Source organism: Microbacterium sp. NPDC055599, from assembly GCF_053618975.1.
The window spans coordinates 134,550-157,445 of the sequence record NZ_JBSHIM010000003.1; the positions used below are offsets into that span (position 1 = coordinate 134,550).

General features: G+C 70.3%; 19 protein-coding genes. 5 read left to right on the forward strand and 14 right to left on the reverse strand.

All coding sequences use genetic code 11. The annotated features are described in order from the left end of the window. Positions 1 to 48 precede the first annotated feature (48 nt). From rpoB to ACWGQ1_RS03890, 5 genes are all read right to left on the reverse strand, one after another. The gene (gene rpoB, locus ACWGQ1_RS03870; protein WP_136031622.1) at positions 49 to 3,552 is read right to left on the reverse strand and encodes a DNA-directed RNA polymerase subunit beta; all 3,504 of its coding nucleotides are present in this window, start codon (positions 3,550 to 3,552) and stop codon (positions 49 to 51) included. Positions 3,553 to 3,760: 208 nt separating this feature from the next. Then, positions 3,761 to 5,461 carry an ABC transporter ATP-binding protein gene (locus ACWGQ1_RS03875; RefSeq protein ID WP_247638394.1) on the reverse strand — a complete coding sequence of 567 codons (1,701 nt, stop codon included), beginning with the start codon at positions 5,459 to 5,461 and terminating at the stop codon, positions 3,761 to 3,763. Further along, positions 5,458 to 6,420 carry an ABC transporter permease gene (locus ACWGQ1_RS03880; protein WP_136031619.1) on the reverse strand — a complete coding sequence of 321 codons (963 nt, stop codon included), beginning with the start codon at positions 6,418 to 6,420 and terminating at the stop codon, positions 5,458 to 5,460. The genes ACWGQ1_RS03875 and ACWGQ1_RS03880 overlap by 4 nt, the downstream gene beginning before the upstream one ends. A gap of 34 nt (positions 6,421 to 6,454) precedes the next feature. After that, positions 6,455 to 7,459, reverse strand: coding sequence for an ABC transporter permease (locus ACWGQ1_RS03885; protein ID WP_136035908.1), 1,005 nt, complete (start codon positions 7,457 to 7,459; stop codon positions 6,455 to 6,457). 130 nt (positions 7,460 to 7,589) lie between these two features. Further along, complete coding sequence (locus ACWGQ1_RS03890) at positions 7,590 to 9,263, reverse strand: ABC transporter substrate-binding protein (RefSeq protein WP_136032298.1); 1,674 nt, start codon at positions 9,261 to 9,263, stop codon at positions 7,590 to 7,592. Positions 9,264 to 9,430: 167 nt separating this feature from the next. On the opposite strand from ACWGQ1_RS03890, the gene ACWGQ1_RS03895 reads away from it, so the two are divergent. Beyond that, entirely contained in the window at positions 9,431 to 10,354 is a 924-nt protein-coding gene (locus ACWGQ1_RS03895; protein WP_452312402.1) for a PfkB family carbohydrate kinase, read from the forward strand. An 18-nt stretch (positions 10,355 to 10,372) separates the two neighbouring features. On the opposite strand, the gene ACWGQ1_RS03900 is transcribed toward ACWGQ1_RS03895, so the two are convergent. The 5 genes from ACWGQ1_RS03900 to ACWGQ1_RS03920 are packed head-to-tail and all read right to left on the reverse strand — an operon-like array spanning position 10,373 to position 15,886. Beyond that, positions 10,373 to 11,245 carry a MurR/RpiR family transcriptional regulator gene (locus ACWGQ1_RS03900; protein WP_136032295.1) on the reverse strand — a complete coding sequence of 291 codons (873 nt, stop codon included), beginning with the start codon at positions 11,243 to 11,245 and terminating at the stop codon, positions 10,373 to 10,375. 14 nt (positions 11,246 to 11,259) lie between these two features. Then, positions 11,260 to 12,780: a glycoside hydrolase family 3 N-terminal domain-containing protein gene (locus ACWGQ1_RS03905; RefSeq protein WP_366627114.1), complete on the reverse strand. Its 1,521-nt coding sequence runs from the start codon at positions 12,778 to 12,780 to the stop codon at positions 11,260 to 11,262. Next, positions 12,777 to 13,610: a carbohydrate ABC transporter permease gene (locus tag ACWGQ1_RS03910; protein ID WP_136032291.1), complete on the reverse strand. Its 834-nt coding sequence runs from the start codon at positions 13,608 to 13,610 to the stop codon at positions 12,777 to 12,779. Before ACWGQ1_RS03910 ends, ACWGQ1_RS03905 begins: the two co-directional genes overlap by 4 nt. Beyond that, a complete protein-coding gene (locus tag ACWGQ1_RS03915; RefSeq protein WP_136032289.1) occupies positions 13,607 to 14,581 on the reverse strand; it encodes a carbohydrate ABC transporter permease in 975 nt (324 codons plus the stop codon). The genes ACWGQ1_RS03910 and ACWGQ1_RS03915 overlap by 4 nt, the downstream gene beginning before the upstream one ends. Positions 14,582 to 14,596: 15 nt before the next feature. Further along, the gene (locus tag ACWGQ1_RS03920; protein ID WP_136032286.1) at positions 14,597 to 15,886 is read right to left on the reverse strand and encodes a sugar ABC transporter substrate-binding protein; all 1,290 of its coding nucleotides are present in this window, start codon (positions 15,884 to 15,886) and stop codon (positions 14,597 to 14,599) included. A 151-nt stretch (positions 15,887 to 16,037) separates the two neighbouring features. On the opposite strand from ACWGQ1_RS03920, the gene ACWGQ1_RS03925 reads away from it, so the two are divergent. The 4 genes from ACWGQ1_RS03925 to ACWGQ1_RS03940 all read left to right on the forward strand — a co-directional run bounded on the left by ACWGQ1_RS03925 (position 16,038) and on the right by ACWGQ1_RS03940 (position 19,329). Continuing rightward, positions 16,038 to 17,297, forward strand: coding sequence for an LCP family glycopolymer transferase (locus ACWGQ1_RS03925; RefSeq protein WP_366627111.1), 1,260 nt, complete (start codon positions 16,038 to 16,040; stop codon positions 17,295 to 17,297). A gap of 29 nt (positions 17,298 to 17,326) precedes the next feature. Beyond that, positions 17,327 to 18,187, forward strand: a complete 861-nt coding sequence (locus ACWGQ1_RS03930; RefSeq protein ID WP_136032281.1) for a spermidine synthase — start codon at positions 17,327 to 17,329, stop codon at positions 18,185 to 18,187. Positions 18,188 to 18,269: 82 nt separating this feature from the next. Further along, the gene (locus ACWGQ1_RS03935) at positions 18,270 to 18,797 is read left to right on the forward strand and encodes a hypothetical protein (RefSeq protein WP_136045617.1); all 528 of its coding nucleotides are present in this window, start codon (positions 18,270 to 18,272) and stop codon (positions 18,795 to 18,797) included. 43 nt (positions 18,798 to 18,840) lie between these two features. After that, positions 18,841 to 19,329: a SprT-like domain-containing protein gene (locus ACWGQ1_RS03940; RefSeq protein ID WP_136045618.1), complete on the forward strand. Its 489-nt coding sequence runs from the start codon at positions 18,841 to 18,843 to the stop codon at positions 19,327 to 19,329. A gap of 44 nt (positions 19,330 to 19,373) precedes the next feature. Here ACWGQ1_RS03940 and ACWGQ1_RS03945 read toward each other — a convergent pair whose 3' ends face one another. From ACWGQ1_RS03945 to ACWGQ1_RS03960, 4 genes are all read right to left on the reverse strand, one after another. After that, the gene (locus ACWGQ1_RS03945; protein WP_452312403.1) at positions 19,374 to 19,895 is read right to left on the reverse strand and encodes a DUF3054 family protein; all 522 of its coding nucleotides are present in this window, start codon (positions 19,893 to 19,895) and stop codon (positions 19,374 to 19,376) included. A gap of 77 nt (positions 19,896 to 19,972) precedes the next feature. Next, entirely contained in the window at positions 19,973 to 20,632 is a 660-nt protein-coding gene (locus ACWGQ1_RS03950; protein ID WP_247981277.1) for a 2-phosphosulfolactate phosphatase, read from the reverse strand. An 18-nt stretch (positions 20,633 to 20,650) separates the two neighbouring features. Next, positions 20,651 to 22,111, reverse strand: a complete 1,461-nt coding sequence (locus tag ACWGQ1_RS03955; protein ID WP_247638390.1) for an ABC transporter permease — start codon at positions 22,109 to 22,111, stop codon at positions 20,651 to 20,653. Beyond that, positions 22,108 to 22,869, reverse strand: coding sequence for an ABC transporter ATP-binding protein (locus ACWGQ1_RS03960; protein WP_136029774.1), 762 nt, complete (start codon positions 22,867 to 22,869; stop codon positions 22,108 to 22,110). Before ACWGQ1_RS03960 ends, ACWGQ1_RS03955 begins: the two co-directional genes overlap by 4 nt. Between the last annotated feature and the right edge of the window lie 27 nt (positions 22,870 to 22,896).

Genomic DNA, 22,896 nt, shown 5'->3' on the forward strand with positions numbered 1-22,896 from the left:
GTCTGCTTCGGTGAGCCGGGGACACGGCGGTCCCCGGCTCCCGAAGGATTAGATCTCGTCGATCGAGGCGGCCTCGAAGCGGCTGGAGATGTTGATACCGAGTTCCTCTGCGGCGCGGAACGCCTCGTCGTCGGTGTCGCGGAGGTTGACCAGCGTGCCGTCGGCCGAGAGGACCTCGACGTTCAGGCAGAGCGACTGCATCTCCTTCATGAGCACCTTGAACGACTCCGGGATGCCGGGCTCCTGGATGTTCTCGCCCTTGACGATCGCCTCGTACACCTTGACGCGGCCGAGGATGTCGTCGGACTTGATCGTGAGGAGCTCCTGGAGGGCGTACGCGGCGCCGTAGGCCTCGAGGGCCCACACCTCCATCTCACCGAAGCGCTGTCCACCGAACTGCGCCTTACCACCGAGCGGCTGCTGGGTGATCATCGAGTACGGACCGGTGGAGCGGGCGTGGATCTTGTCGTCCACCAGGTGGTGGAGCTTCAGGATGTACATGTAGCCCACGGAGATCGGCGCCGGGAACGGCTCGCCGGAGCGGCCGTCGAACAGCTGCGTCTTGCCGCTCGAGTCGATCAGGCGCAGGCCGTCACGCGTCGGGAGCGTCGAGTCGAGCAGACCGGCGATCTCCTCCTCGCTGGCGCCGTCGAACACCGGGGTCGCGACCTTGGTGCCGGGGGCGGCCTCGAAGGCCTGCTCCGGCAGCTTGGCGGCCCACTCCGGGGTGCCCTCGACCTTCCAGCCCTGCTTCGCGATCCACCCGAGGTGGGTCTCGAGCACCTGGCCGAAGTTCATTCGACCCGGGATGCCCAGCGGGTTGAGGACGATGTCGACCGGCGTGCCGTCCGAGAGGAACGGCATGTCCTCGACGGGCAGGATCTTCGCGATGACACCCTTGTTGCCGTGACGGCCGGCGAGCTTGTCACCCTCGGTGATCTTGCGCTTCTGGGCGATGTAGACCACGACGCGGCGGTTCACGCCGGAGCCGAGCTCGTCGTCGCCGTCCTCGGCGTTGAACTCCTTGACGGCGATGATCGTGCCCTGCTCACCGTGCGGCACCTTCAGCGACGTGTCGCGGACCTCGCGGCTCTTCTCGTTGAAGATCGCGCGGAGCAGGCGCTCCTCGGCCGACAGCTCGGTCTCACCCTTCGGCGTGACCTTGCCGACGAGGATGTCGCCGGGGCGGACCTCGGCACCGATGCGGATGATGCCGCGCTCGTCGAGATCCTTCAGCAGCTCGGGGCTGACGTTGGGGAGGTCACGGGTGATCTCCTCCTTGCCGAGCTTGGTGTCGCGGGCGTCGACCTCGTACTCCTCGATGTGGATCGACGAGAGGGTGTCGTCCTTCACCAGGTCCTGGCTCAGGATGATGGCGTCCTCGAAGTTGTAGCCCTCCCACGTCATGAACGCGACGAGGAGGTTCTTGCCGAGGGCCAGCTCGCCGTTCTCGGTGGCGGGGCCGTCGGCGATGACCTCGCCGACCTCGACGCGCTCACCGGCCGACACGACGACCTTCTGGTTGTAGGAGGTGCCCTGGTTCGAGCGGTCGAACTTGCGCAGGTGGTACTCCTGCGTGCCGCCCTCGTCGAGCATGACCACGACGCGGTCGGCGGAGACCTCGGAGACGACACCGGCCTTCTCGGCGGTGATCACGTCGCCCGCGTCGATGGCGGTGTAACCCTCCATACCGGTGCCGACGAGCGGCGAGTCGCTGCGCAGCAGCGGCACGGCCTGGCGCTGCATGTTGGCGCCCATGAGCGCGCGCTGCGCGTCGTCGTGCTCGAGGAAGGGCACGAGCGAGGTCGCGACCGACACCATCTGGCGCGGCGAGACGTCGATGTAGCCGATCTCCTCCGGCAGGAACAGGTCGACCTCACCGCTACCGCCCTTGGGGCGCGCGAGCACGTGGCTCTCGCGGAAGCGACCCTTCGCATCGAGCGGCGCGTTGGCCTGCGCGATGTTGAAGTCGACCTCCTCGGACGCCGTGAGGTAGTCGATCTGCTCGGTCACGACACCGTCGACGACCTTGCGGTACGGGGTCTCGATGAAGCCGAACGAGTTGATGCGCGCGAAGGTCGCGAGCGCACCGATCAGGCCGATGTTCGGGCCTTCCGGGGTCTCGATCGGGCACATGCGGCCGTAGTGCGAGGGGTGGACGTCACGGACCTCGACGCCGGCGCGGTCGCGGCTCAGACCACCGGGGCCGAGGGCCGAGAGGCGGCGCTTGTTGGTCAGACCCGCGAGCGGGTTGTTCTGGTCCATGAACTGCGACAGCTGCGAGGTTCCGAAGAACTCCTTGATCGCGGCGACGACGGGGCGCACGTTGATCAGCGTCTGCGGCGTGATGGCCTCGATGTCCTGCGTGGTCATGCGCTCGCGGACGACGCGCTCCATGCGGGACAGACCCGTGCGGACCTGGTTCTGGATCAGCTCGCCGACCGCGCGGATGCGACGGTTGCCGAAGTTGTCGATGTCGTCGGTCGCGAGACGGATCTCCGTCTTCTTGCCGCCGCGGATGCCCTCGAAGGTCTCCTCGGTGCCGGCGTGCAGACGCACCAGGTACTTGATGGTCGCGACGATGTCCTGCACCGTCAGCACCGACTCCGTCAGCGGGGTGTCGAGACCCAGCTTGTGGTTGATCTTGTACCGGCCGACCTTGGCGAGGTCGTAGCGCTTCGGGTTGAAGTAGAAGTTGTCGAGCAGCGCGCGGGCGGCCTCGGCGGCCACCTGCTCGCCCGGACGCAGCTTGCGGTAGATGTCGCGCAGCGCGTCTTCCTTGGTGACGATCGTGTCCTTCGCGAGCGTCTCCTCGATGGAGGTGTAGCCGGCGAACTCGGCCAGGATCTCCTCGCTGGTCATGCCCAGCGCCTTGAGGAAGACCGTGACGGACTGCTTGCGCTTGCGGTCGACGCGCACGCCCACCTGGTCGCGCTTGTCGATCTCGAACTCGAGCCAGGCACCGCGGCTCGGGATGACGCGCGCCGAGACGATGTCCTTGTCGGAGGTCTTGTCGGGCGTCTTGTCGAAGTAGACACCGGGCGAGCGGACGAGCTGCGACACGACGACGCGCTCGGAGCCGTTGATGATGAACGTGCCCTTGTCGGTCTGCAGGGGGAAGTCGCCCATGAAGACCGTCTGCGTCTTGATCTCACCCGTGAGGTGGTTCATGAACTCGGCCTCGACGTACAGCGGCGCGGCGTAGGTCTTGCCACGCTCCTTGCACTCCTCGATCGAGTACTTCTCCGGCTCGAGGTACGGGTTCGTGAACGACAGCTGCATCGTCTCGCCGAGGTCCTCGATCGGGGAGATCTCCTCGAAGATCTCGCCCAGACCGCTGTTCTCGTTCACGTCGGTGCGACCGGCGGCCTTCGCCTCGGCCACGCGCGCCTTCCAGGCGTCGTTGCCGACGAGCCAACCGAAGGACTCGGTCTGCAGAGCGAGAAGGTCGGGGACCGTCAGCGTGTCGGAGATCTTGGCGAACGAAAGACGGGAAGCTCCGCGTCCGTTCTTGGTGGTGGTGGATGTGGATGCGTTGGGAGCAGCAGCCAAGGGAATAACCTCCGTGAGCCCCGCAGGGCTTCTCGATTCCTTTGTCGTCAGGTGGAGTTCGCGCTCGAGAGCTCAACGGATGCCGACCACCATATGAGGGCAGGGAGGAGCGAGCGCAACTACCAACTATACCCACGATTCCGCGACATGGCAAGCACAGTCCTTGACCAATCTCAGAACCTGCGGTATTGGCGCTCGCTCCCCCGTCTCAGGACGCGATGCCGAGCTCGTTGCCCGGGATCGAGGCGAGCAGGCGCCGCGTGTAGGGGTCGCGCGGATTCGTGAAGATCTCCTCCGACGTGGCCGCCTCGACCAGCTTCCCGTCCTTCATCACGCACACGTAGTCACTGATGAGCCGCACCACCGCGAGGTCGTGCGAGATGAACAGGTAGCTCAGGCCGTACTCCCGCTGCAGGTCGCCGAGCAGCCGCAGGATCTGGTCCTGCACCAGCACGTCGAGCGCCGACACCGGCTCGTCGCACACGATGAGGTCGGGCGAGAGCGCGAGCGCCCGGGCGATCGCGACGCGCTGACGCTGACCGCCCGACAGCTCCGACGGGTAGCGGCGCAGCATCGACTGCGGCAGCGCCACGTCGTCGAGCAGCTGCCGCACGCGCTTGCGACGGTCGGCGCCACTCCCCCGCCGATAGAACTCCAGGGGCTCGGCGATCAAACGCTCGATCGTGAACATCGGGTTCAGGCTCGAGTACGGGTCCTGGAAGATCGGCTGCACGCGCTGCCGGAACTCCTTCGTCTCCGCCCTGCTGAGCGTCGAGACGTCCTTGCCCTCGTAGCGGATGAGTCCGCTGGTGGGCTCGATCAGCTTGAGCAGCATGCGGGCGGTCGTCGTCTTGCCCGAGCCGGACTCCCCGACGATCGCGACCGTCTCGCCGCGCGGGATCGCCAGCGACACGTCATCGACGGCCACGAAGTCCTCGTGCTTGCCCCGCACCGGATACACCTTCGTGAGGTTCTCGATCTCGACGATGTGGTCGCGCGGCTTCTCCTCCGCGGGCTGCTCCGCGGCGGACGTATCGCGCACGAACGCCTCCGGCCGCAGCCGGGCGACCGCGACCGAGGGCGCCGCCTTCACGAGCGACTGCGTGTACGGGTGCTGCGGGTCCTCCAGGATCTGCCGCGCGGGCCCCTGCTCGACCACCTTGCCGCGGTGCATCACCACGACCCGCTCCGCCCGCTCGGCCGCGAGACCGAGGTCGTGCGTGATGAGCAGCACCGCCGTACCGAGCTCGCGCGTCATCTCGCCGATCTGGTCGAGGATGGTCTGCTGCACCGTCACGTCGAGCGCGCTGGTGGGCTCGTCGGCGATCAGCAGCCGCGGCTTGCACGCCAGCCCGATCGCGATCAGCGCGCGCTGGCGCATACCGCCGGAGAACTCGTGCGGATACTGCTTCGCGCGGCGCTCCGGGTCGGGCAGGCCCGCGGCCGTGAGCGCCTCGACGACCTTCCCCTGCACGTTCTGCCGCGTGGCCAGGCCGTGCGCGAGCAGCGTCTCGGCGACCTGCGTGCCGATCTTGGCGACCGGGTTGAGGTTCGACATCGGGTCCTGCGGGACCAGGCCGATGTCGCGCCCCCGGATCGTGCGCAGCTCGTTCTCCGAGGCGTGCGCGATCTCGCGGCCGTCCAGGCGGATACTGCCCGCCGCGACCTTCCCGCCCCCGGCGAGCAGCCCGATGATGGCCATCGCGGTGGTGGACTTGCCCGACCCGGACTCACCCACGATCGCGACCGTCTCGCCCGGTCGGATCTCCAGGTCGACGCCCTCGACCGCGTGCACGACGCCGTCCATGGTGGCGAAGTCGACCGCCAGTCCCTCGACCGACAGCAGCGGCTCGTCCGACATGCGGTCCTCCCTCGCGGCGCGCGCGGCGCCCTCGTCTCGCGTGTTCATCGTGCCCTCGTCCTCGGGTCCATGGCCTCGCGCAGCGCCTCGCCCAGCAGGGTGAAGCCGAGCGCGGTGACCGCGATGCAGATGCCGGGCAGGAACGCCAGCCACGGCGCGATCGCCAGCTCCGCCTGGGCGTAGGTGAGCATTCGCCCCCACTCGGCGGTCTCGGGGCGGCCGCCGCCGAGCCCGAGGAACGACAGCGCCGCCGCGTCGATCACCGCGGTCGCCAGCGTCAGCGTGCCCTGCACGATCACGGGGCCGATCGCGTTGGGGAGCACGTGCGACATCGTGATCCGGCCGCGGCCGAGGCCCAGCGTCTGCGCCGAGAGCACGTAGTCGCTGGAGCGCTGCTGCAGCATCGACGCCCGCAGCAGCCGCGCGAAGATCGGCACCTGCGAGGCACCGATCGCGATCATGACCGCGAACGGCGTCTGGCCGAGGATCGCCGCGATCGACACCGCCAGCAGCAGGTTCGGCACGGACAGGATGATGTCGACCACGCGCATGATGACCGTGTCGACCCAGCCGCCGAACGTGCCGGCGATGAGCCCGAGCAGCATGCCGCCGACGAGCCCCATCGCGGTCGAGACGACACCGATGAGCAGCGACGCCTGCGCGCCCCAGATCAGCTTCGAGAGCACGTCGCCGCCGAAGCGGTCGAGCCCGAGCGGGAACTCCGGCAGCTCGCCCGGTCCGGGGATGTGCGTCGGGGTGATGAACTTCGCGCCGGGGAGCGCGGTCTCCGGATACGGGGCGATCACCGGTGCCAGCAGGGCGATCGCCAGGAAGACGAGCACGATGACCGCGCCGATCCATGCGGTCGGGTTGCGGCGGAGTCGACGGAACACGTCGCTCCAGAAGCCGCCGCCGTTCTTCAGATCGGCCTGGGCGATCGCGACGGTGTCGATGCTTCCCCCGCTCTCGGCGGAGGGTCCCTGTGCGGGTGGGAGGGCGATGCTCATGCGACCGCCTCCTTTCGGACGATGAGGAGGGACATCACTGCACCCTCACTCTCGGGTCGATGAAGCTGTAGGAGACGTCCACCGCCAGGTTGATCAGCGCGTACGCGATCGCGATGAAGATGATGAAGCCCTGGAGCACCGGGAAGTCCCGCGTGAAGATGGCCCGCGCCAGGAACGAGCCGATGCCGGGGAACGCGAACACCGTCTCGGTGAGCACCGCCCCCGAGATCAGCAGTCCCGTCTGCAGACCGATCGTGGTGATCACCGGCAGCATGGCGTTGCGCAGGATGAAGCGGCTGCGCAGCGTCGACGAGCCGACGCCCTTCGCGCGCCCGGTGCGGACGTAGTCGGCGTTCTGCACCTCGAGCACGCTCGCCCTCGTGATGCGCACGATGATCGCCAGCGGGATCGTGCCGAGCGCGAGCGCCGGGAGGATGAGGTGCAGGATGGCGTCCCACGCCGCGTCGAACTCGCCGGTGATGATGCCGTCCCACACGTAGAACCCGGTGGGATGCGTCGCGTCTATCCGCGGGTTCTGCCGCCCGTCGGACGGCAGCCAGCCCAGCTGCACCGCGAAGACGTACTTGAGGATGAACGCCAGGAAGAACACCGGGATGGTGATGCCGATCAGGCTCAGCACGACCGAGGCGTGATCGGTGAACTTGCCGTGTCGCCGCGCGGCCCAGTAGCCGAGCGGGATGCCGACGCCCACCGCGAAGATGAGCGCCATGACGCTCAGCTCGATCGTCGCGGGGAACCGGCGGAAGAACTCCTCCACCACCGGACGGTTGGTCTGGATCGAGGTGCCGAAGTCGCCCTGCAGCAGGCGCGTGATCCAGATGAAGTACTGCTCGATGAGCGGCTTGTTGAAGCCGTAGAGCTCGTTGACCCTGGCGATCGCCTCGGGTGTGGCCTTCTCGCCGAGGAGGGCGACCGCGGGGCCGCCGGGAAGGGCCCTGACCCAGGCGAACAGCAGGATGCTGAGCCCGAACAGGGTGGGGATGAGGAACAGCAGTCGCCTGCCGATGGTGCGCAGCACGAAGATCTCCGTCGATCAGGCCCGTCGTCTCGCTCCGCTCGTTCAGGGACCGAACCGGGATGGTTTCCCGATCCGGTCCCTGAGCGAGGAGCGGAGCGACGAGACGAAGGGGTCTCGGTCGGTCAGGCCGTTACTTGGTGAGGACGATGTCCGTGAAGACCTCGTCGTTCACCGGGCTGGCAGGGTAGCTCTTCACGCGCGGGTCGAACGCGAGCGTCGGAGCCGGGTGCGCGAGCGGGACGCCGGGGATGAACTCCGCCACCATCTCGTTGATGTCCTCGTACAGCGCGGTCTGCTCCTCCAGGTTGGACACGCCGCGAGCCTCGGTCAGCTTCTGGAACAGCTCCGGGTTGTCGAAGCCCCACTCCGAGCTCTGCTGGCCGAAGAACACGCCGACGAAGTTGTCGGTGTCGTTGTAGTCGCCCGTCCAGCCCAGCAGGTGGATGCCGTGGTCGGAGGTGCCGGTCGTGCGGTCGAGGTACTCGACCCACTCCTCCGACACGGGGGTGGTCTCCACGCCGACCTCGGACAGCTGCGACGACAGCACCGTGAAGATCTGCTCGGGGTCCGGCATGTAGGGACGCGACACGTTGACCGGGTAGTTGAACGTGAGCTTCAGCGGGTTCGACTCGTCGTAGCCGGCCTCCGCGAGCAGGGCCTTGGCCTTTTCGGGGTCGTAGTCGTAGGTCGTGACGTCGGGGTTGTAGCCGTTGACGACCTCGGGCACGAACTGCGTGGCCTTCTGCGTGCCCTCGGGCAGCACCTGGCTGATCAGCGCGTCCTTGTCGACCGCGTACGAGAGGGCCTCGCGCACCTTCGGGTCCTGCAGCTCGGGCACGGCCTGGTTGAACGCCAGGTACAGGATCGTGAACGGCGGGCGCGACACCATCGTGAAGCCGTCGTCCTCGAGCGCCTTGGTGTCGGCGGGACCGACGAGGTCGTAGCCGTCGATCGAGCCGGACTCGAGCGCCTGGCGGCGGGCCGTCGGATCGTCGATCGTGCGGAAGATGATCTCGTCGACCTGACCCGCGTCGCCCCAGTAGTCGTCGTAGGCCTTGAGCGTGACCTGCTCGCCCGGCGCCCACTCCTCGAACTGGTAGGGGCCCGTGCCGACCGGGTGGCCCATCGCGTACTCGGACAGCTGCGGCGCCTCGGCCGACCCGCCGACCTCATCGGCGCCGAACTCCTGCATGGCGGACGGGCTCTGCATGCCGAACGCGGGCAGCGAGAGCGAGGCGATGAATCCGGCGAACGGCTTGTTCAGCTCGATCGTGACGGAGTTCTCACCGTCGGGCGTGCACGACTTGTAGACGGCGTCCGCGGGGTTCGACGCGTAGCCCTTGAAGAGCTTGTTGTAGTAGTAGCCGAACGCCTCGGAGGCGGCCAGACCGGTCCAGTTGTACCAGCGGTCGAAGTTGTAGCAGACCGCCTCGGCGTTGAACGGGGTGCCGTCCTGGAAGGTCACCCCCTCCTTCAGCTGGAACGTGTGCGACATGCCGTCCTCGGACGACTCCCACGACTCCGCCAGCAGCGGCGCGGGGTCGGCGGTGCCCGGCTCGGTGCCCACCAGACCCTCGAAGATCTGGCGGGAGACGCGGAACGTCTCGCCGTCCTGCGCGAACGCGGGGTCGAGGCTCGCCGGATCGGACGACGCGGCGAAGACGAACGTGCCGTCGACGTCGCCCGAGCCCTCCGAACCGTTGTCGCCGCGCTCGCTGGCGACGCATCCGGCGAGAGCGAGAGCCGCGATGGCCGCTCCGGTGACGGCGACGATCCCTCGCCGACGCATGGCTGACTGGTGCATTGTGTGACCTTCCCTGTCGGGCGCTTCGATGCGCGTACCCGGGGCGTCGTCGCCCCGGAGACGGTGATTCCTCGAAGGTACCCAGCCGGATCGCGGATGCCAAATAGCCGGAGGTTGCGATCCGGTATCGACACGCGCGGGACTCGGGATCGGGTACCGTCGAGAACGTGCCAGAGTCCACCCCGCTCGCCGTCTGCTTCGGCGAGGGCATGGTCGCCCTCGTCCCGGCCACCGCCGGTGCCATGGAGATCTGCCGCACGTTCGACCGGTCGCTCGCGGGCGCGGAGTGGAACACCGCGATCGCGCTCGCCTCGGCGGGAGTCGACACGGCCGTGGTCTCGCGCGTCGGCGACGACGGGTTCGGCCGGTTCCTGACGGGCGAGCTCCGCGCCCACGGCGTGGACGACAGCGCGATCGAGGTCGATGCGGACGCGCCGACCGGGCTGTACGTCAAGGAGCTGTCGCCCCGACCGGACGGCACGGTCGAGGGCACGATGCACTACTACCGGGCAGGGTCGGCCGCCGCCGCACTGTCTCCGCGCACCCTCGAGACGCCCGCGGCCGCTGCCCTCCTCGCCCGCGCCGCGCTCGTGCACACCTCGGGCATCACGCCAGCCCTGTCGGACTCGGCCGCCGCCGCGCAGGATGCGCTGTTCCGCGACCACCGTCCCGCTCACGCGCTGCTGAGCTTCGACCTCAACTGGCGCCCGGCGCTCTGGCGCGGGAGGGAAGACCACGCGAAGCGCCTGCTGGGCGGACTCGCCCGCGACGCCGACGTGCTGTTCTGCACCAGGCCGGACGCCGCGGCGGTGTTCGGCACGAGCGACCCCGACGCCCTCCGCGCGCTGTTCCCCGAGCCGCAGTTCGTCGTGGTGACCGACCCGGCCGGCGCCGTGGCGTTCGACCGCGGGGATCGCGCGCAGAGCGACGCCCTCGACGCGCCCGTCGTGGAGACGATCGGCGCGGGAGACGCGTTCGCCGGCGGCTTCCTCGCCGGGGTGCTCGCCGGGCTCTCGCTCAGCGGCAGCCTGGCCCGTGCGCACCGCATCGCCACGCGCGCGATCGCCAGCACCCGCGACCACGTGGACTGAGCCCCCTGCCGCCACCCCCTACGCGCGGCGCGGACGGCGCGGCGGCACGGCATCGTGCGTGCGCTGCAGGGACACGGCCACCGGCTCCCCGCGGTGCTGCACCACGCGCACGAACAGCACGTCGATCAGGGCGAGCTGTGCGATCCGACTCGACATCGCCGCCATGCGATACGGCGACTCCTGCGCCTGGCTGAGCAGCACCACGTCCGCCACCGCCGCGAGCGGGGAGTCCGCATCGCTGGTCACGGCGACCGCGAGCGCTCCGGTGTCGCGCGTCACCTCCAGCGCCCTGACCGTCTCGGCCGTCTCCCCGCCGTGCGAAAAGGCGATCGCGACGTCCTCGGGCGAACGCAGCGACGCGGTCGTGATCGCCAGGTGCGGATCGGCGGAGTGCGACACCGAGCACCCGATGCGCGACAGCTTCAACTGCAGATCCTGCGCCGTCAGCGACGACGCCGCCTGACCGAACAGGTCGATGTGGCGGGCGGCCACCAGCGCACGCGCGACCCGGTCGAGGGCGGCCTCATCGAGCGCACGGGCGGTCTTCTCGATCGCGTCGATCTCCTGCGCCGCGAGCTTCGCCGCGATCGCGCCTGGCCCGTCGTGCGGATCGATCGCGGTGGTGTCCAGGCCGAAGCGCGCCTGCTGCGCCTGGGCGAGCGTGACCGAGCGGGCGACCGCGACCCGCAGCTCGCGGTAGCCGCTGAACCCCAGCGACTGGGCGAACCGCGCCACGGTGGACAGCGACGTGCGGCACAGCTGCGCCAGATCGTTGATCGCGAGGTCGACGACGAGCGTGGGGTCGCCGAGGATGGTCTCGGCCACGCGGCCCTCGGCCGCGCTCAGCCTGGGCAGGGAGCGCCGCACCGTGGCCAGAACGTCGTCGTCCATGCGCTGATCCCGTCTCAACCGGCGGTGGTCGACCTCTGCCGTAGCGGGAAGCGACCCAGGAGTGCCTCCCGTGCGGTCTGCGCCCCGAGCCTGCTGGCCGCCCCGACCTCGACGGTCGGCAGGGGAAGCGGCGTGCGGGCGGGGAGCCCGACGTTCACCACGACCGCGTGCGGGTCACGGGCGGCCGTGCGCTCCACGAGGGCGCGCTGTGCCGGTTCCGCGTCGGGCCGGTCGACCAGGACCACCGTGGCGCCCGGGGCCGCGACGACCTCGGCGATCACGTCGTCCTGCTCCGTCACGGGACGCGCGGCGACATCGAGCCGGACGCGCACACCGTCGCCCGCGAGGGCGCTGGCCACGTACGACGCGGCGCTGTCGACGGCGAGGGTCGAGCGACGGCGGGCGTCGATCACCGCGAGCGCCTCGGCCGACTCCGGCGCCGCGCCCACGAGGGTCACCGCGCGCCGGGCGATGTCCTGCGCGTCGAAGCCGTCCACGGGCTGCTGCCCGGCGTGCTCGCGGGCGGCCTGCGCCTGCAGCTTCGCGGCGAGGGCGGCCACGCGTCCCGCGGCCTCCTCCACGCGCTCGCGCGACAGCGAGCCGTCGCGCAGCGCAGCCACGATCCCGTCGCGCGCAGCACGGAAGTCGCGCAGATCCTGGTCGGGCAGCGCCGCCTCGCCGGGGTTGGTCGGATTGCCGATGCACAGCAGGTCGACGCCGGCGGCGAGGGCGCGTGCCGCGCCGCCGCCGAGCCCGACGGTCTCGCGGATCGCGGCCATGTCGAGCGCGTCGGTGATGATCACGCCGTCGAAGCCCCAGTCGCGCAGGATGCCGAGCACGCGCGGGTTGAGGGTCGCCGGAGCGTCGCCCCACCCGGGAACTACGATGTGCGCGGTCATGACGGCGTCGACGCCCGCCTCCACCGCGGCACGGAACGGCTCCAGGTGCTCGCGCTCGTACTCGTCGAGGTCGAGGTCGATCCGGGGCAGCGCATGGTGCGAGTCGACGTGGGTGTCGCCGTGACCCGGGAAGTGCTTCACGCACGCCGCCGCCCCGCCGTCCTGGATGCCGTCGAGCATCGCGACCGCGTGGCGCGACACGAGCTCCGTGTCCGCGCCGAAGGACCGCACGCCGATGACCGGGTTGCGATGATCGGTGTTGACGTCGGCGACCGGGCCGAGCACGACGTTCCCGCCCACCGCCCGCACGCGGCGGGCGAGCTCCGCACCGGTGCGCTCCGAGGCGACGAGATCGTCGAGCGTGCCGAGCTGCGCCGCGCCGGGGAGCGTGGAACCGGTGGCCGACTCCAGGCGCGTGACGCTGCCGCCCTCCTCGTCGACGCCGATCAGCGCCGCGGGGTTCGCGTCGAGGATCTGGGCGCTCAGCGCCGGCAGCCCCTCTCCGACGTTCTGCCCGAAGTACACGACACCGGCCAGTCCATCGCGCAGCTCATCGAGAAGCCACGCGGGCGCCTCCGTACCGAGGAAGCCCGGCCACAGCACGCCGTTCGCCAGGCGCTCCAGTTCGTCGGTCATCCCTTCACCGCCCCGGCGACCATGCCGGCGGAGAGCCGACGCTGCACGATCACGAAGAAGATCATGACCGGCACGGTGATGATGGTCGATGCGGCCATGATGCTGCCCCAGTCGTTGGAGTAGAGGCCGAAGAACGACTTGAGGCCGATCGACACCGTGTACTGGTCGGTCTGGGCACCGAGGATCGTCATCGCGAAGATGAACTCGTTCCAGGCGGTGATGAAGCTGAAGATGCTGGTCGCGACGAGACCCGGCATCACCAGCGGCAGCAGCACCGAGCGGAACATGCGCCACCAGCTGGCGCCGTCGATGTACGCGGCCTCCTCCAGCTCGACGGGCACGGCGGCGACGAAGCCGCGCAGCATCCAGATGCCGAACGCGAGCGACAGCGCCACGTACACCACCATCAGACCGATGATGCTGTTGAGCAGGCCGAGGCTCTTCACCTGGAGGAACAGCGGGATCACGAGCGCCTCGAGCGGCACCATCTGCACGACCAGGATCATCATGAGGATCGTGGTGCGGAACTTGAAGCGGAAGCGCGCGACGGCGACCGCCGCGAGCAGGCACACCAGCGCGCTGACGAGCACCGTGACGAGCGCGACGATGGCGGAGTTGCGCAGGTAGGTGCCGAAGCCGCCCTCGGTGAGCACGAACGCGAAGTTGTCGAACGTGAACTCCTGCGGCAGGAGCGACTGCCCACCGCTGGAGGCCTTGCCGTCGAGTGCGCTGGAGACCATCCAGTACACGGGGAACAGCGTGAAGATCAGGACGGCGGCGACGCCGATCCCGAGACCGATGCGGGAGCGGAGCCGGGGGCGCGGGTTCACAGCTCGTCCTCCTTCATGAGCGACCGGATGTACACGATCGTGATGCCGATCAGGACGAGGGTGAGCAGCACCGCGAGTGCGGCGCCGAAGCCGTAGCGGTTCTGCCCGAACGACTCCACGTACGACCACACGCCCAGGTTCAGCACCTGGCGGTTGCCGCCGCTTCCGCCGGGCATCAGGTAGACCTGCGCGAAGACCTTGAAGTCCCAGATGGTCGACAGGATGATGACGACCGAGAACACGGGCTTGAGCGTGGGGAAGATGATCTTCCAGAACCGGCGCCATGCACCGGCGCCGTCGAGGGCCGCGGCCTCCAGCATCTCCTTCGAGACGCCGAGGAGCCCGGCGAGGACCGTGATCGCCACGAACGGGAAGCCGTGGTGCACGACGTTGAGCAGCACGATCGCGTAGAACGACCACTGGTTGGTGAACCAGTTGACCTGGCCGTCGATGAGGCCGAGGTCCTGGAGCACCGAGTTGAAGATGCCGCGGTCGGCATCGAAGATGAACGTCCAGACGTAGGTGCCGGTCACGGCGGGCATCGCCCACGCGACCATGATGCAGCTGGACACGATGGTGCGCCACACGGTGCCGAGGCGCGCGAGCAGCAGCGCGACCAGGGTCCCGAGTGCGACGGTGGTGAACACCGCGACGGCCGCGAAGCCGACCGTGTTGGGGAGCACCACCGTCCACAGGGTCGGGTTGGTGAGCGCCTCGACGTAGTTGTCCAGGCCGATCCAGTTGTTCTCGCCGGTGTTGATCTCGCGCAGTCCGTAGTCCTGCAGCGAGTAGATGAACACCTGGACGAGCGGCCAGAGCATGAGCACCGCGAGGATGATCAGCCCGGGCGCGAGGAGAAGCCAGGGACGGGCCGTGACGAGCGAGAGTCCTCGCTTCTTCCGGCCGCCGGCCACGGAGGCGGAGGTGGACTCCGCCTTCGTGGCCGGCAGTGGCGCTTGCACCATCGACATGGAAGGAGTGGTTCCTTACTGGTTGAGCAGTTCGGTCATCTCCGCAGCGGCGTCCTTCGTCGCGGTCGCGACGTCCTTCTGCCCGCTGAGGATGGCCTGGATCATGGCGTTGGTCGTCTTCTTCGCCTGCACGGCGCCGAAGTTCGGGGTGACCGGGACGGACGCGCCGCCGTCGACCATCTGCTCCGCGAACGGGGCGACGAGCGGGTCGGTCGAGGCGAGGGCCTCTTCCATCGCGGACTGCACGCCGGGGAAGTAGCCGGTCTCGTCCGACCACTGCTCGGCGAACTTGCCGGTGGTCATGAGCTTGACGAACTCCCACGCCAGGTCGGCGTTCTTGGTGGTGTTGAAGATCGACAGGTGCGAGCCGCCGAGCACGGACGGGGCGATGCCGCCGTCCTGGCCGGGGATGACCGCGGCGCCGATCTTGCCCTCGAGCTCCGGGTTGGCCTCGACGAGCGCGTTCGGGGTCCACGATCCGGAGAGCATCATGGCGACGTTGCCCTGCGTGAACGCGTCACGGAGGTCGGTCTCCTTCCAGGTGGTGGCACCCGCGGAGGAGAAGCCGTGCTCGGTGGCCAGGCCCGTGTAGAACTCGATGCCGGCCTGCGACTCGGCGCTGTCCAGCTCGCTCGTCCAGGTGTCGCCGTCCTTCGTGGCGATCTCGCCGCCGGCGCCCCAGACCCAGGGGTAGACCTGGAACTCGGCGTCGCCCGCGACCGGGAAGGGCAGCATGTCGGGCTTGGCAGCCTTGATGGCCTCGCCCGCGGTGACGATGTCGTCCCACGTCTTCGGCGCCTCGAGCCCGAGCTCCTCGAAGACATCGGTGCGGTAGACGATCGACCGGACGCCGGCGTACCACGGCATGCCGTAGAGCTCGTCGTCGTACGTGCCCGCGACAGAGAGGCCCTCGACCAGGTCGTCGCGCAGGCCCTTCTCGCCGTCGACGTACTCGTCGATCGGGAGGAGCGCGCCGGCGTCGGCGAACTCGGCGGTCCAGGTGGTGCCGGTCTCGGCGATGTCGGGGGTGGTGCCGCCGGCGATCGAGGTGACGAAGCGGTCGTGGGCGTCGGCCCACTGGATCTCCTCGATCTTGACGGTCGCGCCGGTCTCCTCCTCGAAGGCCTCGGAGACCTTGTCGTAGAACGCGGTCGCGTCGGGGTTGGTCCCCTTCATGATCCAGACGGTGAGCTCCTTGCCCTCACCGTCGGCCGAGCCGTTGTCGCCACTGCCGCCGGCACAGCCGGCCAGGGCGATCGTGGCGGCGGCGCCGAGCGCCACTGCCGGAAGAATGCGCTTGTGCATGAAGGGATCTCCTCTTTGAAAAAGTCCAGGTAGGCATCGGGTGCAGACCGGGGGATAGGAAAAAGTATCCACGACTAACTAATTCCCTGCAAGTTCCTCCCAGAATCGTCACACCCCCGTAACATCGGGCTCCGCCGGTAGGCTCGCGCCTATGCCACGCCGCGGACACGACGCCGATCGCCCGACCATCGCCCGCCACGCCCCGCAGCGCACGCGCAGCACCGCCGGACGGGTCTTCCGGCTCCTCGGCATCTCCCTCGCCGTCGTGCTGGTCTCCGTCATCGGCGTCGGCACGTTCCTGATCGTCGACCTGTTCGCCCGCATCGGCGACGACGCCGTGGTGCTGGAGGGAGCCCCCGAGGTCGACCCGCCCACCATCGGCGCCTACCCCGCCGACAAGTCCTTCAGCATCCTGATCGCCGGGACGGACGAGTGCGGAGAGCGCGCGACCGCGCTGTTCGCGGAGCGGTGCGAAGAGGCCGACGGACTCCGCCGCAACGACGTCACCCTCCTCGTGCACGTCTCGGCCGAGCCCCGCAACGTCACGGTCGTCTCGCTCCCCCGCGACCTCGGCGTCGAGGTGCCGGAGTGCACCCGGCCCGACGGCTCCGTCGCATCGGCCATGCAGAAGGCGCGCATGAACTCCCTGTTCGAGCACGCCGGGCTCTCGTGCGTCGCGAAGACCGTCAGCACGCTCGGCGACATCCCGATCGAGTTCGCCGCCGCCATCAGCTTCGACGGCGTGATGGCCGTGACCGACGCGATCGGCGGCGTCGAGGTGTGCATCGCGGGAGAGGGCATCCGCGACCGGCACACGGGCATCGACTGGCCGGCGGGCATGCGCACCGTGTCGGGCGTCGAGGCACTGCAGTTCATCCGCACCAGGCACGGCGTGGGCGACGAGAGCGACCTGGCGCGCATCTCCAACCAGCAGCAGTACATGTCGCGCCTCGCGAAGAAGGTGCTCAGCGAGGAGACGCTCACCGATGTGCCGACGGTGCTGCGCATCGCGAACGCCGTGGCCGACAACATCGACCCCAGCGAATCGCTCAACGACCCGCTCCGGCTCGCGCAGCTCGCGCTCGCCCTGAAGGACGTGAAGTTCAGCGACTTCGTCTTCGTGCAGTACCCCAACGTGGTCGACCCCGACGACGACGACCGCGTGGTGCCCAACGAGGCCGCGGCCGAACAGCTGTGGGCGGCCATCAAGTCCGGACAGCCGCTGCAGCTGACCGGCGACGTGGCGACCCGCCGCGGCGTGGAGCTCGTGACACCGGCGCCGGGCGAGACCGACGGCACCGCCGCGACCCCCGCGCCGACCGAGACGCCCGACGCGCGGGCCACCCTGCCCCCGGACGTCTCCGGTCAGACGCTCGAGCAGGAGACGTGCGCGGTCGGCAACCAGCGCTGAGCGGTCGGCGCAGCGCGTAGGCTCGGAGCATGGGCCGGACGCGCGCGCGAGACACCGAGCACCCGCAGACCCGGCTCGATCACGGCGGCATCGCCCGCATCGTCCCCTCGGAGTTCACGAGCGGCTTCGAGCTCATCGTCGACGACACCCCGCAGTCGCACGTCGACCTCGACGACCCGACCCACCTGCACTTCGAATACATCGTGCGGATGGGCGCCGTGATCGACCAGCTGCCCGCCGGTCCGCTCACCGCCGTGCACCTCGGTGCCGGCGCGCTCACGATCCCCCGCTACATCGAGGCCACGCGACCCGGCTCGCGTCAGCAGGTGATCGAGCTGGAGGCACCGCTCGTGCAGCTCGTCCGGGAGCACCTCCCCCTCCCGAAGGGCGCGGCCATCCGGCTGCGCATCGGCGACGCACGGGAGGGTGTGGGGCGCCTGCCCGCCGCACTGCACCACGCCTGCGACCTGGTGGTGTCGGACGTGTACTCCGGCGCGCAGACGCCCGCCCATCTCACGAGCGTCGAGTTCTACCGCGAGCTCTCCGGGCTGCTCGCCCCCGGTGGCGTGCTGCTGGTGAACGTCGCGGACGGACCGGGGCTCGCGTTCGCCCGGCGCCAGGCCGCGACCATCGCCGCCGTGCTGCCCGAGCTCGGCATCCTCGCCGACACGCAGGTGCTCAAGGGACGGCGATTCGGCAACCTCGTGCTCGCGGCATCCGCCGCGCCGCTGCCCACCGAGTGGCTGCCGCGACTGCTCGCGGCCGGACCCCACCCCGCCAAGATCGCCCAGGGCGCGGAGGCGGAGGCGTTCCTCCAGGGAGCTCGCGTCGTGACGGACGCGGACGCCGTCGCGTCGCCCCGCCCTGACGCATCGCTGTTCCTGCGCTGACCAGGGCGCGCCGCCTTCGAGACCGCGCAGACGCCAGGCACACTGGACGGGGACGCGGCGGGGACGCATCAGAAGGAGAGCAATGAGTTTGATCCGGGGTTACGACCGGGAGACCCTCCGCGAACTGGTCGATCTCGACGAGTGCGCTGCCCGCCTGACCGAGATCGAGGAGCAGCGCTCCCTGCCCGCACTGCTCGAGCGCGTGTGGCTGCTGAAGGTGCTCGACCGTCTCGACGAGGCGCTCGTGCTCGCCGAGGAGACCGTGCGCCAGGCGCGGATGGCCGGAACCCGCCGGGACGTGCTGCGCGCCCGTGTGCTGCACGCCACGATCCTGCAGTACCGCGGCGCCCATGCGGCCGCCGAGCAGGAGCTGGCCACGTGCGCCTCCGAGGCCGAGGGGCAGCGCTGGCTGTCGATCGCCGCGTTCGCCTACCAGCACCACGGCAAGAACGCCTACGAGGCCGGCGACTTCGACACCGCGCGGGAGAGCTTCAAGCAGTCGCTGTTCCTGCGGCGCGAGTCGGGCGCGGACGACAGCGAGCTGGAGACCGTGCTGCTGGCGATCGAGGCCGCCGAACGGCACCGACCGTCGCAGCTCATCGCGGGCTGAGCCGCAGCACCCCGATGTCCCCGCCGTGGATTACCCTGAGCCCATGGCGGAACTGACCCGAGTGCGCGTCTGGGGCGAGGCACTGATCCGGCTGCACCTCGACGACAGCTGGACGTTCGACTTCGACCATGCCAAGCGCCGTGCCGGGCAGTGCGACTACACGAACAAGCGCATCACGGTGTCGCGCTACCTCGCCGCCCGCTTCGAGGACGACGAGATCCACCAGGTCCTTCTGCACGAGGTGGCGCATGCGCTCGCGGGTCACGCGGCGGCGCACGGCCCCGCGTGGAAACGCGTCGCCGCCGACCTGGGCTACGTCGGCGGCACCACCCACCACGGCGAGACCGCGGTCGAGCTGGCGCCGTGGGTGGGGCACTGCCCCGCGGGGCACGTGACCTATCGCCACCGCCGCCCGACGCGGGCCACCTCGTGCGCCCGGTGCTCGCGGACGTTCGACTCCCGGCACCTCTTCGCCTGGACGCGCCGCGAGATCACCACGGACGCCCGAGTCGCGGCGCAGCTGCCGCGCTGACGACACCCGCGGCTCCGCGCAGTCGCCGTCCGCCGCGACCCGGCTCAGGCGGGATCGGGGTCGCGCGACTCCGGCGCCTCGGCGGGATCGTCCGCCGCCGACGCCTCCGGGGCACGCGTGGCCGCCACACCCGGTTCCGGCACGGCCGCGGGGAACGCCGCCGCCGACGGGCGGGTCTGCGGCGCGGAGGCCGAGCCCCGGTCGGACGACGCGCGCAGACGCCGCACCAGCGCCGCGAGCCCCCGCCAGCCCACCAGGAACAGCCCCAGCACGATCGACGCGACCACGATGAAGGGCACCTCGGCCGTGTCGCCGCTCAGCACCCGCAGCAGCATGCCGCCCGCGACCGTGACGACCCACACGACGGCACCCCACGCCAGCGACCACGGTCGCCGCGGTCGTGCCGGCAGCAGCAGCGCCACCGCGTATCCGACCAGCAGCGCGACCAGGAAGGGCCAGGCGGTGAGGAGGAACCCGGCCGGGTCTTCCTGATGGGATGCCCGCCCGATCGCGGCGAAGACCAGGACGAGCACGGCGTCGACGATGAGAGCGGGGAGGTATCTCATGCCCCGACCCTACGCCGCGCCACCGTCATCGGCTCGTCGGCGCGGCGGTCCGCCGTGCGACCGGTGGCACCGCGCGCTCAGGTGTGACGGACGAACCGCCCCTCGCGCAGCACCGGCACCGCGTCGATCGCATCCAGTGCCGCAGCCTCGACGGGGGCGAAGGGGGTGAGCCCCGCAGCGGTCAGGCGCTCCGTGGCCGCGACGCCCGCCGCGAGCTCGCGCGCGGAGCCGGTGGCCCCCACCAGGTGCCGCAGCGCCCGCCGCAGCGCCCGGAAACCCTCGGCCGCGACGGCCGCATCGGGTGCCGTGTGGTCGATGCCGCGGTCGGTGAGCGCCGCCGCGATCGCTCCGGCCCCCAGCAGGTCCTCCGCGGCGAAGCGCAGCTCCCCTGCCTCGTCGAGCTCTCCCGCCGGGATGATCGCGACCGAGGTGCGGCCCTGACGACGCTCCTGCTCCGCCTGCACCGCTGCGGCCACGGCCCGGGCGTTGCGCAGCGAGCCGAGCAGCACCGTGGCCTCGGCCGGAGCAGCGGCCGCGACCGCCGCCCCGTTGCGCGACCACTCGAGCGCTCCGGCCAGCGGGACCTCGGCGCCCTCCGCGACAGCCTCCGCCACGACGGACGAGAACCGCAGCACGTCGACCACCACGATCACGTCGGACGGCGCGAGCCGCCGGAGCCCGGCGACCCCCCAGTCGAGGCGGACCTGATACGTGGACTGATCGAACGGCGACGGCACCCGTCCAGCCTAGGGGCGTCAGTCCGCGGCGAGCGCCTCGACCGGTGCCACGCGCGTCGCGAGGCGCGTGGGCGTCGCGGCCGCCACGAGCGTGAGGACCGCGGTCGCCGCGACGATGATCACGACCGGCAGCCACGGCACCTGCGGGGCGACGAGGCCGGCCGGGGTGAACTCCGGCAGCGTGGGCACCGAGCCGAGCAGCGACTGCGCCGCGATCCAGCCGTAGGCCACGCCGAGCACGAGCCCGGTGAGGGTCGCGGCGACCGTGATGTGCGTCGCCTCCAGCAGCACCAAGCGGCGCACCTGTCCGTTGGAGAGGCCGATCGACCGCAGCAGCCCCAGCTCACGCCGACGCTGCACGACCCCGATCGTGAGCAGGTTGACCAGACCGACCGCGGCGATCACCGCCGACACCGCCACGAGCACCATCATGATGGCCGCGAAGGCGTCGAACGGCGCGAAGAACTCCGGCGGGATCTCCTCGGTGGTCTGGCTCATCATGAGGCGCTTGGCGGACTCGAGGGCCACGGCGAACATGGTCACGAGGGTCACGCCCATCACGACGCCGATCGCCATGCGCGACGAGCGCTCCGGGTAGCGGAGGGCGTTCTCGGCCGCGAGCCGTGCGGTCGCGCTCGATCCGAACAGGCGACCGACGAGCCGCAGCACGGGCGGCATGAACAGCACCGACCCGAGCGCGAGCCCGGTGAACGACAGGATGCCGCCGAAGAACGCCACGACCACGCCGAGCGGGGTCACGAGCCCGAGGATCACGCCGCCCGCGAGCAGCGCGGCACCCGAGATCAGCAGCACCCACGCCCCCACGTGGCGCCCCGTCCGGCCCGAGACCTCATCGTGCGTGCGCTCGACCGCTCCGCCGAGCGCCTGCAACGGCGTGACAGCGAGCACGCGGCGCGACCCCACCCACGCGGCCGCCCACGTCGTGAGCGCGACGCCGATCGCCGGGAGTGCGAGCGCGGGCTGCGCGAGCGTGAAGTCCGTCGGGGCGTTGGCGACGAACCGTCCCCCGATCTCGACGGCCGCCGCGGAGAGCGCGAGGCCGGCGAGGAGCCCGATGGCGGCACCGAGCAGACCCACCATGAGTCCCTGTCGTCCGACCTGTCCGCGCTGCGAGCGCGCGGTGGCACCGATCAGGCGCAGCAGGGCGATCTGACGGGTGCGGCCGGCGATGATGGTCGAGAACGTGTTGGCCGTGACGATCGCGGCCACGTACATCGCCACCGCCGTGAGCAGCACCGAGAGGATCGCGACGACGACGGCGAGGGTGCCGCTGTCGCCGATGAACGGGTCGGACTGGAGCACCGCGCCGATGTAGGCGGTGATCTCGACGAGGAAGACGCCGAAGGCGGCCGACAGCGCCGCGACCAGGATGCTCGCACCCATGCCGCGGTCGCGCAGCCAGCCCAGGCGAGGACCGGTCGCCCTGGTCTCCGGGACGACGGTCGCGACGGCGGTCATGCCGTCACCTCGGCGGCCAGCATGTACGCGGAGATCTGCTCGGCGGTCTGGCGGGGGTGGTCGGCGACGATGCGGCCGTCGCCCAGGTACAGCACCCGGTCGGCGTGGCTCGCGGCGATCGCGTCGTGCGTGACCATCGCGATCGACTGGCCGTGCTCGCGGCTCGCGGAGGCGAGCAGGCGCAGCACCTCCCGGCCGGTCTTCGAGTCGAGGTTGCCGGTGGGCTCATCGGCGAACACGAGGTCGGGGGCCGTGGCGAGCGCCCTGGCGATCGCGACGCGCTGCTGCTGGCCGCCCGACAGCTGGTGGGGACGGTGCCCGAGGCGCGGCCCGAGACCGAGGGTGTCGATGAGGCCGTCGATGCGGGCCCGCTCGATCGCGCTCGGCCGGCGACCGTCGAGCTCGAACGGCAGCAGGATGTTGCCGAGGGCGTCGAGCGTGGGCACCAGGTTGAACGCCTGGAAGATGAAGCCGACGCGGCGGCGCCGGAGCAGCGTGAGGTCGAGGTCGCTCAGCCCCGTGATCTCGGTGTCGCCGATCCACGCCCGGCCCTCGGTGGGGCTGTCGAGCCCGGCCATGATGTGCATGAGCGTGGACTTGCCGGAGCCGGACGGCCCCATGATCGCGGTGAACTGGCCGCGGCGGATGCCGACGCTCACGTCGTCGAGCGCGTGGACCGTGCCCTCACCGGAGCCGTAGGTCTTCTTCAGGTGCTGGACGCGGGCGGCGAGCCCGAGGTCGCTGGTCGTGATCTCCATGTCCTCGACGCTATTTCCGCCGTCCAG

What these genes read in the sequence shown, in the direction of transcription:
- ACWGQ1_RS03940 (WP_136045618.1), top strand. Translation starts at nt 18,841, where the DNA reads ATGGCGGAACTGACCCGAGTGCGCGTCTGGGGCGAGGCACTGATCCGG.
- ACWGQ1_RS03905 (WP_366627114.1), bottom strand. Translation starts at nt 12,780, where the DNA reads ATGACCGACGAACTGGAGCGCCTGGCGAACGGCGTGCTGTGGCCGGGC.
- ACWGQ1_RS03945 (WP_452312403.1), bottom strand. Translation starts at nt 19,895, where the DNA reads ATGAGATACCTCCCCGCTCTCATCGTCGACGCCGTGCTCGTCCTGGTC.
- ACWGQ1_RS03930 (WP_136032281.1), top strand. Translation starts at nt 17,327, where the DNA reads ATGGGCCGGACGCGCGCGCGAGACACCGAGCACCCGCAGACCCGGCTC.
- ACWGQ1_RS03900 (WP_136032295.1), bottom strand. Translation starts at nt 11,245, where the DNA reads ATGGACGACGACGTTCTGGCCACGGTGCGGCGCTCCCTGCCCAGGCTG.
- ACWGQ1_RS03890 (WP_136032298.1), bottom strand. Translation starts at nt 9,263, where the DNA reads ATGCACCAGTCAGCCATGCGTCGGCGAGGGATCGTCGCCGTCACCGGA.
- ACWGQ1_RS03915 (WP_136032289.1), bottom strand. Translation starts at nt 14,581, where the DNA reads ATGTCGATGGTGCAAGCGCCACTGCCGGCCACGAAGGCGGAGTCCACC.
- ACWGQ1_RS03935 (WP_136045617.1), top strand. Translation starts at nt 18,270, where the DNA reads ATGAGTTTGATCCGGGGTTACGACCGGGAGACCCTCCGCGAACTGGTC.
- ACWGQ1_RS03955 (WP_247638390.1), bottom strand. Translation starts at nt 22,111, where the DNA reads ATGACCGCCGTCGCGACCGTCGTCCCGGAGACCAGGGCGACCGGTCCT.
- ACWGQ1_RS03925 (WP_366627111.1), top strand. Translation starts at nt 16,038, where the DNA reads ATGCCACGCCGCGGACACGACGCCGATCGCCCGACCATCGCCCGCCAC.
- ACWGQ1_RS03960 (WP_136029774.1), bottom strand. Translation starts at nt 22,869, where the DNA reads ATGGAGATCACGACCAGCGACCTCGGGCTCGCCGCCCGCGTCCAGCAC.
- ACWGQ1_RS03875 (WP_247638394.1), bottom strand. Translation starts at nt 5,461, where the DNA reads ATGAACACGCGAGACGAGGGCGCCGCGCGCGCCGCGAGGGAGGACCGC.
- ACWGQ1_RS03880 (WP_136031619.1), bottom strand. Translation starts at nt 6,420, where the DNA reads ATGAGCATCGCCCTCCCACCCGCACAGGGACCCTCCGCCGAGAGCGGG.
- ACWGQ1_RS03920 (WP_136032286.1), bottom strand. Translation starts at nt 15,886, where the DNA reads ATGCACAAGCGCATTCTTCCGGCAGTGGCGCTCGGCGCCGCCGCCACG.